8 protein-coding genes, 1 other RNA gene and 2 pseudogenes are annotated in these 13,086 nt (G+C 74.9%); 1 reads left to right on the forward strand and 10 read right to left on the reverse strand.

The window, feature by feature from the left end:
• Positions 1-101: 101 nt before the first annotated feature.
• The 5 genes from CCN42_RS31040 to CCN42_RS31060 all read right to left on the reverse strand — a co-directional run bounded on the left by CCN42_RS31040 (position 102) and on the right by CCN42_RS31060 (position 8,030).
• Positions 102-1,322 carry an extracellular solute-binding protein gene (locus CCN42_RS31040; protein WP_086740607.1) on the reverse strand — a complete coding sequence of 407 codons (1,221 nt, stop codon included), beginning with the start codon at positions 1,320-1,322 and terminating at the stop codon, positions 102-104.
• A complete protein-coding gene (locus CCN42_RS31045) occupies positions 1,319-2,257 on the reverse strand; it encodes a hypothetical protein (RefSeq protein ID WP_086740609.1) in 939 nt (312 codons plus the stop codon). Before CCN42_RS31045 ends, CCN42_RS31040 begins: the two co-directional genes overlap by 4 nt.
• The gene (locus CCN42_RS31050; protein WP_245877544.1) at positions 2,254-3,753 is read right to left on the reverse strand and encodes a VWA domain-containing protein; all 1,500 of its coding nucleotides are present in this window, start codon (positions 3,751-3,753) and stop codon (positions 2,254-2,256) included. The genes CCN42_RS31045 and CCN42_RS31050 overlap by 4 nt, the downstream gene beginning before the upstream one ends.
• A gap of 52 nt (positions 3,754-3,805) precedes the next feature.
• Entirely contained in the window at positions 3,806-6,265 is a 2,460-nt protein-coding gene (locus CCN42_RS31055) for a serine/threonine-protein kinase (RefSeq protein WP_169731560.1), read from the reverse strand.
• Between the two features lie 97 nt (positions 6,266-6,362).
• Positions 6,363-8,030 carry a S1 family peptidase gene (locus CCN42_RS31060; RefSeq protein WP_245877545.1) on the reverse strand — a complete coding sequence of 556 codons (1,668 nt, stop codon included), beginning with the start codon at positions 8,028-8,030 and terminating at the stop codon, positions 6,363-6,365.
• A 238-nt stretch (positions 8,031-8,268) separates the two neighbouring features.
• Between CCN42_RS31060 and CCN42_RS31065 the strand changes: the two genes are divergently transcribed.
• Entirely contained in the window at positions 8,269-9,777 is a 1,509-nt protein-coding gene (locus CCN42_RS31065; RefSeq protein WP_086740613.1) for a hypothetical protein, read from the forward strand.
• A gap of 29 nt (positions 9,778-9,806) precedes the next feature.
• On the opposite strand, the gene rnpB is transcribed toward CCN42_RS31065, so the two are convergent.
• The 5 genes and pseudogenes from rnpB to CCN42_RS31090 form a co-directional block, all read right to left on the reverse strand.
• Positions 9,807-10,209: RNase P RNA component class A (rnpB, locus tag CCN42_RS31070), an RNA gene on the reverse strand.
• Between the two features lie 115 nt (positions 10,210-10,324).
• Positions 10,325-11,104 (reverse strand): annotated as a pseudogene (locus CCN42_RS46250) (DMT family transporter); the annotation flags it as partial.
• 22 nt (positions 11,105-11,126) lie between these two features.
• Positions 11,127-11,957, reverse strand: coding sequence for an AraC family transcriptional regulator (locus CCN42_RS31080; protein ID WP_086740614.1), 831 nt, complete (start codon positions 11,955-11,957; stop codon positions 11,127-11,129).
• 24 nt (positions 11,958-11,981) lie between these two features.
• Positions 11,982-12,551: a Uma2 family endonuclease gene (locus CCN42_RS31085; protein WP_086740616.1), complete on the reverse strand. Its 570-nt coding sequence runs from the start codon at positions 12,549-12,551 to the stop codon at positions 11,982-11,984.
• 102 nt (positions 12,552-12,653) lie between these two features.
• Positions 12,654-13,086, reverse strand: a pseudogene (locus CCN42_RS31090) (RNB domain-containing ribonuclease); the annotation flags it as partial.

A 13,086-nucleotide genomic window follows, 5' to 3' on the forward strand; every position in this document is an offset into this window, starting at 1 on the left:
TGCGGACACGGCCTAGGGCAGCCGACCCGGCGGGGCCGGCGGCGAGCTGGGCGGCAGGCCCAGCACGGTCGACGGCGAGCGGGGCGGCCGGCCCGGGGTGCTCAGCCGCCGCACACGGGCAGTTCCGGTCCGGTGCTCACGCTGGCCGCGTCCTCCAGGTCGTCCAGTTCCGTCAGCAGCCCGTCCAGGCTCTCCGGTTCGACGAGGTAGCGCAGCACCGCCTGGTGGAAGGCGTCCCGGGTGGCGCGCGGCATCACGTCGGAGGCGTCCCAGCAGCGGGTCCCGCCCGTCCCGCCGCGCAGGATCCTGCCGACCTCGTCCGCCGTGCCGCCCCGACCGCCGTCCGGCGCCGCCGCCTTGTTCGCCGTGTGCTGGGGCAGCGCCGTGCCGGGGTCGGCCAGATAGCGGATCAGCTGCTCGGCCTCCGGTGTCGGGTTGAGCAGGGCCGCGAGGTCCCCGGAGACCTCCCAGGCCCCGGCCCGCGGGCCGGCGTCCGGGACGACGTCGGCGAAGTGGACGTAGTCGCCGCCCGCCCGCTGCCAGTGGCCGGCCCGGAAGGAACCCTGGTGCTCCAGGCGTCCCGGGGCGCAGTCCGCGCCGAAGCCGGCCGTCAGCGCCTCCTCGGCCCGGCTCCCGCCCGCGCCGGCCATCTCGCCCCAGGTCGCCCAGGCCTTGCGTACGGCGGGGTCGGTCCACGGCAGCCTGCCGTTGGCCCAGTCCGCGTAGACCCGCGGCCCGGCCTGCTGGAGGAGGATGTCCTCCACCCAGTCGGTGCCCGGCCAGCCGGAGGTGGCACCGGACTCCATGCCCAGGCACCACCGCTCCGGCCCGGCCGCCGACCGGGCGGTGGGCCGGTCGCCCGCGTACCAGACCATGCTCTTCAGGCCGGTCTTCACGGGCAGCCAGTAGGTGTGGCCGCCACTGCCCGGGACGGTCACCTCGGGGGCCCAGATGCCGTCGTAGTGCCGGCGGTCGAACAGGCCGTCCAGGGGGTGGAGCCGTCCGTCGACGGCGTACGACAGCAACTCGCCGGGCCCCGGGAGCACCGCCACGTCCGGCGGGTTGCCGGCCGCTATGTCGGCGGCGAGGACCTGGCTGAGCGCGGAGCTGCCCTGGTAGACGACGTCGATGCGGTACTCGTCCTCGAACGGGCGGATGACGTTCTCCTCGAACTGCTCACGCTCGGTGCCGCTCCAGTTGGCGAGCAGGGTCACCGAGCCCTTCCACGCCTGCGCCCAGCGCACTCCCGCGTACACGGTGGTGCCGAGCAGCGCCAGGCAGACCGCGAGGACGAGGAGGGTACGAGGTCGTGGTCGTCTCATCGCCGCTCCTGGAACCGGTACTCGTCGATGCGCGGCCACAGCCCCGCCGCGGTCAGGGCCAGCAGCAGGGCGCCCGCGAGCAGCACCCCGTCGGACAGCGACGCCCACCAGCCGGCGTTCGCCAGCGCGTCCTCGACCTGGACGGCGACCGAGGGGATGTCGTCCGGGTCGCCGCGCGGCACGCGGAGCCGGCCGACGGAGTCCTCCATCGCGCCCTGCGCGGTGCGCGTGATCCACGCCAGCAACGGCACGCCCAGCCCGGCCAGCGCGGTGGCGGCGAGCAGCAGCGGCTGCGCCGGCGTGCGGAAGCGGCGCCGGAGGAACCGCTGGGCCTCCAGCAGTCCCAGGACCAGCGCGACGTAGAGCACCGCGACGACGCTCCACCACAGCCACTGCTGCCAGGTGAAGTCCGCCTGCCGCTGGGCTTCGTCCAGCTGTTCGGCGCGCAGGGCGTCGAGGCGGCTCATGATGTCCCCGTCGGTGCCGGGCGCGCTGCCCTGGCCGAGGACCTGCTCCGCGTAGTGCAGATAGGCGGCGCGCAGCGGGGAGCCGTCCGGCTCCTGGCCCCAGCGCTCCACCCAGCCCGAGTAGACGGCGATCAGCCCGGTGACGGTCTGCAGGTCGTGGCGGCCCGCCAGGCCGGTGACGTTCTCCGAGGCGGCGAGGGCGAGACTCTGGTGGGCGACCGAGATCCGGGTGTGGAACTCGCCGCTCATGTCGCCCGTCCGCCCGCTGTCCTCGACCACCTCGTGGGCCTGGCTCATCGCGCTGCGCGCGGTGTCGACCGCCAGGATGCCGGGGGCGCTCGCCGACGACAGCGGCACGGTGTCGTCGTGCACGCCCCGGTAGGCGACGAACAGCGCGAGGGTGGTGGCCAGCCCGAGGCCCAGCAGCCACCGGAGTCTTCGGATCAGCTCCGGGCGGGTGGTGCTCACGAGGGCTCCCGGAAGGAGTGGCCGCAGTACGGGCAGAACCGGGCCGCGGCCGGCGCCTTCTTCGAGCACGCCGGGCAGGGCACGGTGGCCGCGCCGTGCCCCGCCCCCGCCGCGACGCCCGCGGCGCTGCCGGTGCCGGACGCGGGGCCGTAGGTGCTGTGGCTGCTCGCGGTGATCAGATGCTGGAAGTCGACGGCCCGCACGTCGGCGCGCAGCCGGACCCGCCCGGTCTGCGCGTCCTCGATCTCCACCAGCCGGGCCAGCCGGTTCAGGTGCTCCTCGGCGCGCATCGCCCGGGCCAGTTGCACGGCCCGGCCCAGGTGGTGCTCCGTCAGGTCCCGTTCCTTGCGGCGGTGCGCGTCGGTGGCGGCGGCGACGGCCTCGCCGAGCCGCTGGTGGGCCTCGAAGTGCTCGACCTGGGGGTCGGTCTGCCGGGACAGGGCGGGGTTGTCGGTCCAGTGCACCACGCACGGCTGCGCCGGCGGCAGCCGCACCTGATCGCCGGGCACCTCGACGGTGACCACGGCGAGCTGGAGGTCCTCCCCGCGCGGCCGGCCGGCCGGGTCGGCGGACAGGCACAGCTGGTAGCGGCGGGTCTCGTCGCCCCAGGCGCGGGTGACGAACCGCTGGGTGTCCCCGTCGGGGGCCAGCTCCACCTCGGTGGGGAAGACCTGCTTGAGATAGCGGACGGCGGACCCGGCCATCGTTCTCACGGAGATCGCCAGCTCGGGCACGCTCTTGGTGAGCAGCCGGTCCATCAGCTTCTGGTACTCGCCGGGAAGGGCCGCCTCCTCGCGCACCGAGGAGGCGCTGCCGTGCAGCCTGCGGGTGATCCTCAGTAGCTCGTGGCCGTCCCAGCCGTCGCCGATGCCCCACGCGTCGCACACGAAGCGGCCCGCGCAGGCGTCCAGCACCCCGGCCAGCGGCATCCGGTCGTCGTTCACGTTCTTGCCGTCGGTGAGCAGCAGCACATGCCCGATGGGCGCGCCCTGCTCGGTCAGCAGCCGGCGGGCGAGGTCCAGCCAGGCACCGATGCAGGTGCCGCCGCCCGCGACCAGCCGGAGCACGGCCCGCTCCGCCTCCGCCCGGGTGCGGGCGTCCGCCCGTGCCATGCCCGGCACGTCCGGGTACGCCATGGTCGCGGCGTCACTGCCGCGGACCACCGCGAACGGCGTGCCGTCCGGCAGCTTCCGGATCGCCGCCACGGCCGACTGCTGGGCGGCGTGCAGCTTCTCCGGCGGCCAGGTCATCGAGCTGGAGCAGTCCACCGCCAGCACCTGCGCGAGCACCGGTCCGGGGCCGCCGCCGCCCTCGGTGCCGTCCACCCGGACGCTGAGGATGGCGTGCATCTGCGGGTCGCTCGTCTCGCCGGACAGGTACTTCCACTGGCTGATCTCCAGCCCGACCGTGACCTGCCCGCCCGTTCCGCCCTCCCGGGGCGCTCCTGTCTCCACGGGTCCGTCCACCTCCCCCTCGTCGTCGCCGTCCACCGTCACGCCTCCACCGTCACGCCTCGACCGTCACGCCTCGACCGTCACGCCTCCACCGTCACGCCTCCGCCGTACGCCGACTCGTCTCCGCCCTGCGCCGGCGGCGACGGTTCCACAGCAGTTCCCGCAGTCCGGCCGGCTCCGGCAGCACCGCGTACGCCAGGTCGAGCAGATCGCCGCGCGGGCCCTCCTCCCTCGCCTGCTCCGCGAGCCGTTTCAGCGACCGGGACAGCAGGGCGCGCAGCGCATCCGGGGTGTCCTCCGCCCCGAACAGCCCGCCGGCGGGGAAGCCGGCGCCCCAGCCGCCGGGCGGACGGCAGACCAGCGCGTACTCCCGGAGCTCGGTGACCAGCCGGTCCCGTGATCCGCTGTCGTCCAGGTACAGCCCGGCCACCCGCTCGGCGGCCTCCACCAGTCCGCCGACCCGCGGCGGCTGCCCGCCCGGCAGCGGGCCGGCCAGCGCGCGGATCGCGGCCACGCGCGCGGCGTCGTAGTGCCGTGACGTCGTCGGCACCTCGTCCAGCACGGCGACGGCCCGGCTCCGGTCGCCGCGGCCCAGATGGATGCGGGCCAGTCCGAAGGCGGCGCTGCCCTGGGTGCGGTCGCGCCGCCACACGGCTTCGTAGTACTCCTCGGCCTGCCGCTCCCGGGCCAGGGCCCGTCCGGCCGGCTGCTCCTCGCCGTCCCGCGGTACGCGCCGCACCGTCGCCGGCTGCCGCGCCGTACGGTCCCGCTCGGTCACCGGCCCGGCCAAGGCGGCCTCCCGCATCCGCCCGGCCAGGTACTCCGCGCAGTAGCCGAGGGCCAGTTTGGGCGCGGCCTCGCCCGGCAGGGCGGCGTAGGTGGCGGCGAACTCGCCCTCCGCCTCCTCCACCAGGCCCCGCGTCAGACGCACCAGCCCGGAGTGCCAGAAGATCCGCCAGTCGTAGTCGCCGCTGCGCTCGCGGGCCACTCCGAGCCAGGCGTCGGCCCGCAGGTCGTCCCCGGCGGCCAGATAGGCCCGGCACAGCCACAGCGCGCTCTCCACGGTGCGCAGCGCCGGGTCGCGTTCCGCCCGCTCGGCGATCCGGCCCGGGGTGCCGGCGGCGAGCCCGCCGAGCAGCACGGCGGCGGCGTCCCCGGGATCGGGGATCGGGACCGGCAGCGCCCGCGCCGCCTCCCGCGGGTCCGGGGCGCCGGCGGGCAGCGGCGGCGGCCCGGCCCGGTGGCGCAGCGTCCAGTGCGCCAGCGCCGGGACCGTGCCGAGGGCGGCGCCGAAGACCGCCGCGGTCGGCTCGAACCGGGTGGACCGCTCCGGATACGGCTCGTGCCCGCTGAGCGCCTGGTGCTCGCGCAGTACCTCCCACAGCTGGCGGGACATCTCCGCCGCCGAGCCGAACCGGGCGGCGGGCTCGGGGTGGGTGGCGCGGCGGATCAGCGCCTCGAAGGAACGGGCGGCGAGCCCGGCGGGCGGGGTGGCGCGCCCGGCGAGCACCTTCAGGGTGCGGCCGACGGTGTAGAGGTCGCTGTCGACGTCGAGGCCGCGCTCGTCGCGTTCCTTCTTCGGCGGCGCGTAGCCGTGCGTGTACACCAGCCCGGACGTGCGGTCGTCGATCCGGCGGATGGCGCCGAGGTCGATGACCTTGATCTCCCGCCCGTAGTGGATGACGTTCTCGGGCTTCATGTCGCAGTACAGCAGGCCCTGGTCGTGCAGGTACTCCAGGGCTCCGAGGATCTTGCAGCCGTACGTGATCACATGCCCGAACTCCAGCCCCCCGTCCCCGAACAGCCGCGCCAGCTCGTCCTCGGGGGCCCACCGGATCCAGGCGAGCGAGCGCCCGCCGACGTACTCCATCACGATGTACCCGGTCGGCTCGGCGTCCCCGTCCGCCTGGTGCTGGACGTACGTCACGATGCGGACGATGTCCCGGTGGTGCAGCGTGGTCAGCGAGCGGCGCTCCTCGACGGCCGCCCGCCGGGCCACGGCGTCCCCGGTGTTGATCAGCCCTTTGAGGACGACGTGCAGCCCCGGCACACGGGTGTCCTCGGCCAGGTAGACCCAGCCGTGCCCGCCGACCGCGAGATAGCCGAGCACCTCGTAGTGGCCGCCGACCCGGTCGCCGGGGCGCAGCTTCGGCCGGAACGAGTACTCCGTACCGCACTCCGGGCAGAACCCGTGGTCGGGCGCCGGCCCGCCGTCGTAGGACACCCCGATGGTCCCGGCGCAGTTGTCGACCCCGCACCGCCGTCCACCGGTGGGCGGCCGGGCGGTGGTGTCGGCGGCCTCCGAGGGCTCCGGGGAGGGCAGGTACGGCAGGACCAGCAGGCCGTCGAGGTCGAGTTCGAGGTCGCTGGGGCCGGACGCGGCAGGCCGGCGCGCCGGTTCGCCGCGCTCACCGGTTCCGGGGTCCGCGGGGTCCGCGGGGTCCGGTTCCGGCTGCGGCGGCGTGAGGGCCTTGCGGAAGCAGGTGTCGCAGAAGCCGGTGACCATGATGCGGCCGCCCTGGCAGTCGGGTCTGGCACAGGGCTGCCCCGTCATGAGAGCGGCCCGTCGGACCGAGCGGACCGAGCGGACCGCCTGCCGGGTAACTCCTCACCCGTGCGCCCCGAGTGGCGCGCCGTGCTCATCGCCGTACTCATGACGACGACCCCCCGCCCTGGTTCTGCCGTTGTCCGTCGTGGCGGTCGACCCGCTGGGTGTAGGCGTCGACCGCGGCCTCGGCCGCCCGTACGTCGCACGGTCCGGCCTGGAGCAGTTCATGTGCCCGGAGATAGAGAGCGTCCACCGCCGGGTCCTCCTCGCCCTGGATGGCGTGCTGGTGCAGAACGTGGTAGCTGCGCAGCCGGCCGCACAGTTCCTCGCGGCGGTCGTGGAGCCGGTCGAGCCGGCCGATGGCGCGGGTCAGGCGGGCGGCCACCCGTTCGGCCAGCCGCTCGTAGCGCGCGAGGTCCGGGCCGGTCCCGGGATCGCCCGGGGCGCGGGTGAGGTCGGCCAGGGCGGCGTGGGCGGCGACGAGGTCCCCGTCGAGGGGACGGATCCCGTCGGGCACCACGACGGCCCGGCGCTCGTACAGGGCCCTGGCGAGCGGTCCCGTGACCTCCCGCAGCCGCTCCACGAGCCGCGCCCGGCGCGCCCGCAGCGGCTCGGTCACCAGTGTCCGGCAGGCCTGGCGGTGGCAGGCGCCGGCGGTGCGGAAGACGAGGAGCAGCCGGCTGCCCCCGGCACGCAGCACGTCCAGCAGCTCGAGCAGCGCGGGCGGGTCCACGGCCTCGTCGACACCGACGACGACCAGGGTGAGCGTGACGTCGGCGGCTCTGATCCGGTCGAGCGCGGAGCCGGCCGGGTGCTGCCACAGCCCCATGCGTTCGGCGATCCGCTCGGCGATCTCCGCGGCGGTGAGGCCCGCCGCGTCCACGGCGAGATCGTGGCCGCCGGCCGACGGGACGGTCTCCGGGGGGTCGAGCGAGGCCCGGTCGACGGAGACCCCGGTGCGTAACTCGCGGTCGGCGAGCGTGATGGCGCGGCGCAGGGTGGCGGCGCGGGGGCCGTCGCCGCGTCGGACGACGCTGATCTTCACCTGCTGGCCGTCGTCGCGCAGCCAGGCGGCGAGGCGCTGCGCGAACGGCTCGTCGAGCAGTTCCGCGGAGGCGTCGCCCTCCGTGGACTTCAGCCGGTCGTCGACGGCGGTGCGCCCGGCGGTCCACCGGTGGACCTGGGGCAGGTGCCGGATGATCGTCTCGGCCGGGCTCATGAAGGAGAACAGGTTGCCGTGCCGGTCCCGGGTGGCGCTGAGGACCATGCCGATGACCTCGCCGGTGCGGCTGTCTGCGACACCCGCGCCGCTGCATCCGGGGCTGGCCAGCTCGCCCGGGCTGGTCGGGGCGAGCTGCACCTGCCCGTCGCGGCCCCGGCCGCCGACGACGGTGGCGCGGAACCAGATGCCGCCGTTGTGGTCGTACGGGAAGCCGTACATCCGCACCTCGCGGCCCGGCGCGGACAGCCGGTGCAGCCGCACCGCGTCCCCGGCGGGCCGGGGCTGCTCCAGCCGCAGCAGTGCGACGTCCCCGCTCGGATCGCGGTCGGCGTCCAGGGTCTGCGGCACGCAGGCGTCCACCCGGGCCGGCACCGCGGGCACCGTGTGACCGGCGGCGCCCACGAACTCCGCGGTGATCCGCTCCGCCGCCCGGTCCACCACATGGGCACAGGTCAGGACCCGGTCGGGACTCAGCAGAATGCCGGCCCCCGCGATCTCCCCGTCCGCTCCCCGGATCCGCACGGCCCAGCTCGGCGTCTCCGTCGACAAGGCGGCTCGGACTCCCCCGCCAGCAGCCATGGTTCGAAACTATACGGGCGCTTGGTGGTGGCGCATACGGATGTGACAACTATTCAACATGCCTTTCCGGAATGGGCTTCGGCCGCCGCCCCGGGCCCCGGGTTGGCTCGCGCCACCCGCCCCCCGTAACCTCCCACGCCGGACGAACGCAAGATCCGCCAACCGGTGACGTACCGCCGTGACGGCGGCGAGGGGCGGGGAGCGGCCGATGGCCCAGACACGGTACGACCAGCGGGTGCGGGTCTTCGTGGAGGTCCGGGGCGGGCCGGACGACTGGCAGGAGGCCGAGGACCGCTTCGACCGGCACGGCTGGCCCGTCCGCGCCCACCACCCCGCCGGCGAGGGGCCCTTGGGGCACGCGGTCACCCCCGACCCCGGCACCCGGGTCTACGAGATCGAGGTGCGGCTCTTCGGCATCGCCAAGGGGTGCGACCAGGGTGCGGCGGAGCGGGTCCGCAAGGCGGCGCGGGCCGCGCGGCTGGAGGCGTACGTGCTGCGCGCCGAGCCCCTGCACCGGGACCGGGAGACCCGCTCACGCTGGCGGGTCATCGACGCGCGGCGCAGACGCCGGGCCCTGCGTTCGCCCTGGCGCAGGCACGTCGCCTCCTGGGCGCTCGCACGCGGTTCCTACGACGCCGGCGGCCTCGTGACCGGTCCGGCGGGGCAGGCGCTGCGGCTGGCGCGGGCCGGACACGGGGCGCACGCCTCCGCGGTGGCCGTGCGGCCCCTGGACGGCCTGTGGAAGGACGCGCGGCGGCGCTGGCCGGAGGAGGAGGGCGAGCGCCGGGCGTTCCTCGCCGTCGCGTGGGCCCTGGTCGCGCCCGTGGCCCTGGTGTGCGCGGTGCACACCGGGCCGGCGGGCCGGTGGTTCTGGGGCGCGGGGGCGGCCGTCGGTGTCGCGGGGGCGGCACGGGCCGGCCGGCGGCTGTTCCCCGACGGCAGGGCGGTGGGCACGGTCGTGGTCCTGGCCGTGTCCGGTTTCTTCACGGCCGGCGGCCTGGGGCTCGCCGGCAGCGACGGCTGGACGCCGTCCGACGCGTTCACCACGCTGCTCGTCGTGGGCGTGGTCTCGGGCCTGTGGCTGCTGGTCCGGCAGTGGACGTGGGGCGAGTGGGTCACCTGGGCCGTGCCCCTCGTGGTCACGCTGCTGGTGTCCACCTTCCTCGCGGCCGGCTCCGTCCTGCACGCCCTGTACGCCGACGCACTTGACCTGAGCAGCAGCGATCTCGACGTCCCGCCGGTCTGGCAGTTCCTCGCCGCGCTGAAGCTGCTGTCGGTCCTGGCGTACGTGCTGCTGGTGCCCGCCTGGTGGGGCGTGGCCCGGCACCGCCACCACTTCTACGCGACGCCGGGCGAGCGCACCAACGTCGTCCTGCACGCCCTGATCTTCGTGGTGATCCTCACCTTCGCGGGCGGCTTCGCCCTGGACTCGGCGGGCACGGCAGCGGAACGTACCAAGGCCGCCGCCGCGCGCGGCGAGGAGCCGCCCCCCTACTTCGGCGTCGAGCCGTCCTGGACCTGCGTACGGACGACGACCGCCCCGGAACGCATCGCCGGCGAGGGCCCCGCCCTCGACCCGGACCGGCCCTACCTGCTCATCAACGTCGCGGCCGGCACGGCCGTCCTGTGGGACCAGGTCACCGGCGAGCCGCTGAAGCTCCCGGCGAGCAAGGCATGGCTGCTGCCTGCGGAGCCGGGTGGGGGCGGCTGCGGGTGACACGAGGCGCCCACGCCCGCGGGCATGGGCAGACGAGTCGGGCTGTACGCCGGGTTCTGTTCCCCGGTTCCCTCGCGGGGGCCGGGGCGACGGCCATCCATCTAGGGCCGGCGTTGCCGCCGGCCTCGTGCGGTCTACCCGCGGACTCGGGCGGGCAGCCCTCGATCGTCCGCGCAGGAACACCGGAGTGTTCCCTCTTGACCTTGCTCCGGGTGGGGTTTACCTAGCTGCCCAGGTCACCCTGGGCACTGGTGGTCTCTTACACCACCGTTTCACCCTTACCGAGGACCGAGGTCCCCGGCGGTCTGCTTTCTGTGGCACTGTCCCGCGGGTCACCCCGGGTGGCCGTTAGCCACCACCCTGCCCTGTGGAGCCCGGACGTTCCTCGGGAAGCCCCCTAGGGGGACTCCACGCGGCCGTCCGCCCGGCTCGTCTGCCGTGTCGACCATGGTACCCGCCGGACGTCCCGCTTCGGCGCCGCGGCCGTGGCCAGCACCGAGCCCGCGAGGATCAGGGTGAAGGCGACGCCGATGCCCAGGGTCAGCTCCTCGTCGAGGAAGAGGGCGCCGGCGGCTACGGCGACCGCCGGGTTGACGTAGGTGATGACGCCCGCCCGGGTCGGGCCGACCTCCTTGATCAGTTCCAGGAAGGCCACGAAGGCGATCGCGGTGCAGACGACGCCGAGGCCGGCGAGGGCGGCCAGGACGTCGGGCGACGGCATGGTGGCGGGGCGGGTCAGGAAGGCTGCGGGGGCGTAGACGACGGCGGCGAGGACGAGGCAGGGGGTGATGAGCTGGAGGGTCGGGACGTCCTTGAGGTGCCGGGCGGCTATCAGCGGGGCGGTGGCGTAGCCGACGACCGTCACGAGCACCTCGGCCAGCGAGCGGGCGTCGCCGCCGGTGAGGTGCGGCAGGGTGAGGACGGTGACGCCGGCGAGGCCGAGGGCGAGTCCGGCGACGCGGCGGGCGCCCACGTGTTCCTCGGCGCCGAAGAAGCGGGCCAGGACGAGGGCGACGATGGGCACGCCCGCGATGAGGAGTCCGGCGGTGGAGCTGGACAGGTGCCGTTCGGCGTCGGTCAGGGTCCACCAGGGGCCGACGATCTCGATCACCGCGAAGGCCAGCATGGGCTTCCAGTGCGTCCGCACGGTGCGGGCGAGTCCGCCCTGGCGGAGGGCGAAGGGGAGCAGGAGCGCGGCGCCGAGCGCGCACCGCGCGAACACCACCACGGACGGGGACAGCTCGTCCACCGCCACCTTGATCATCAGATAGGGGATGCCCCAGACCACTCCCATCAGGGAGAACAGGGCCCAGCCGCGTGCAGTCATGGCGGCAGTCTGCGCGCCGCCCTCATGCGCCGTCTTGAACGCTGTTGCGGTACGCCGCCGGGGTCACCCCCAGCACCCGCCGGAACCAGCGCGTCAGATGGGCCTGGTCGGCGAACCCGACCAGCGCGGCCACCTCGGCGGGCCGCAGCCCGCACTCCAGCAGGCCGCGCGCCCGGTGCACCCGGTGCTGGGCGAGCCAGGCGTACGGCGGCACGCCCATCGTCGTACGGAAGGCGCGCAGCAGCTGGTAGCGGGAGAGACCGAGGTCGGTGGCGAGCGCGGCGAGGGAGGGCGGGGCGGCGAGTTCGTCGGCGAGGCGGTCGCGTACGGCGCGGGCGATGCCGTCGGCGCCGGGCACGGTGTCGCTCGCCGCCCGGGCCGTGGAGTGGCGGCGGGCAAGCGCCGTCAGCAGCCACGGCAGCCGGGACTCCGCCTCCAGCGGGTCCGGGCAGGCGCTCAGCTCGGTGTGGGTGCGCAGCAGCGCGGCGGCCAGCTCGGGGTCGTCGAGCACGGGCTCGCGGAAGTGCCGGACGCCGGTGCCGAGGGTGCCGTCGGCGAGGAGGGCGGGAGCGGCGTACAGGGCGCGGTAGGAGTAGCCGCCGTCCGGGGCGGCGGGGCCCCCGGTGTGCATCTCGCCCGGTTCGAGGATGACGATCGAGCCCGGCCCCGAGTGGATGCGCCCGCCCCGGTAGTCGATGAACTCCAGCCCGCCGACGGTCACCCCGACCGTGAACTCCTCGTGCGCGTGCGGCGCGTACACGTGCCGGTCGAAGCGGGCGGTGAGCAGGTCCAGCGCGGGACCGCAGCGCCCGAGCCGGGCCCGTGTCCACCGCGCGTCTTCCCGTCCGTTCACCTCGTACCCCCCGCCCTCAGGGGATCAGAGGAAGTCGCTCGTGTCCAGGTCGAATCCGAAGGGACCGGGGAGGGTGACCGGCTTGCCGAAGGGGCGGGTGCAGTGCTCGCGGTAGTCGTGCCCCTCGGGGTCGCTGAAGAGCGTGACCGCGCCGGCCTCGCGGTCGACCAGCAGGTAGAGGGGGATGCCGCCCCGGGCGTAGCAGCGGCGTTTGGTCTCGCGGTCGGCACCCGGCTTGGAAGAGGTGACTTCGAGCACCAGGGCCACGCCGTCGCAGGGCATCCACGGGTCGGCACCTCGGTAGAGCCGCCGCTGCGTGGGGGCGAACGTGCCATCGGGGATCACGTGGTCCCTCGGGCTGCCCTCCAGCTTGAGGCCCTTGTTCCCCGAGAACTGCATGTCCGTGCGGGACTTCCTGATCACCTGCGTCACGATCAGCCCGATGCAGTCCTCGTGGTCCCCGTCCGGCGGCGGTGTCACGACGATCTCCCCCTCGATCAGCTCGGCCCGGAAACCCTCCGGGGTGTCCAGGGCGAGAAAGCCCTCCAGCAGGACCTCTTCCTGCGTGAGCGGCTCATGGGCCATGGCAGTCATGTCACGCCCCTCCTTCGGTCGCTCGCCAGACTGGGACATCGGCTGATCACCTGGCCGTGAGATCGGGAACCGTTCCCTCGATCGTGGCACACACGGGCCCCCTCACGCGGGCGTGAACCGGACCGTCGCCCGGGTCGGGTCGGCTTCCGTGAGGCGGACGCGGAGGTGTTCTCCCAGGGGGAGGTGGGCGCCGTCGACGCGGCCGATGACGGCCGGGTCGGTGAGCTGGACCGTGCCGGTGGTGGGGCGGCGGTCGTCGATGTCGATGACGCAGGCGTCGAAGGTCTCGCCGATCCGGGGGGCGAGGACCGCCGCCTCGACGACGTTCACGCACTCCCGTTCCACGGCGTTCGCGCGGCGCGCGCCGGCCGCCATCTCGGCGGGCAGTCCGTCGAGGGCGGCGAGCACCCAGTCGGGCGGGGCGTCGCCGGACACCGCGGCGAGGCAGAGTTCGCTGGTGTAGCGGTCGGCGAGGCGGCGCAGGGGGGCGGTGCAGTGGGTGTAGGCGGCGGCGACGGCGGAGTGGGTGGTGAGG

The organism is Streptomyces glaucescens (assembly GCF_002154375.1).
GTDB lineage: Bacteria > Actinomycetota > Actinomycetes > Streptomycetales > Streptomycetaceae > Streptomyces > Streptomyces glaucescens.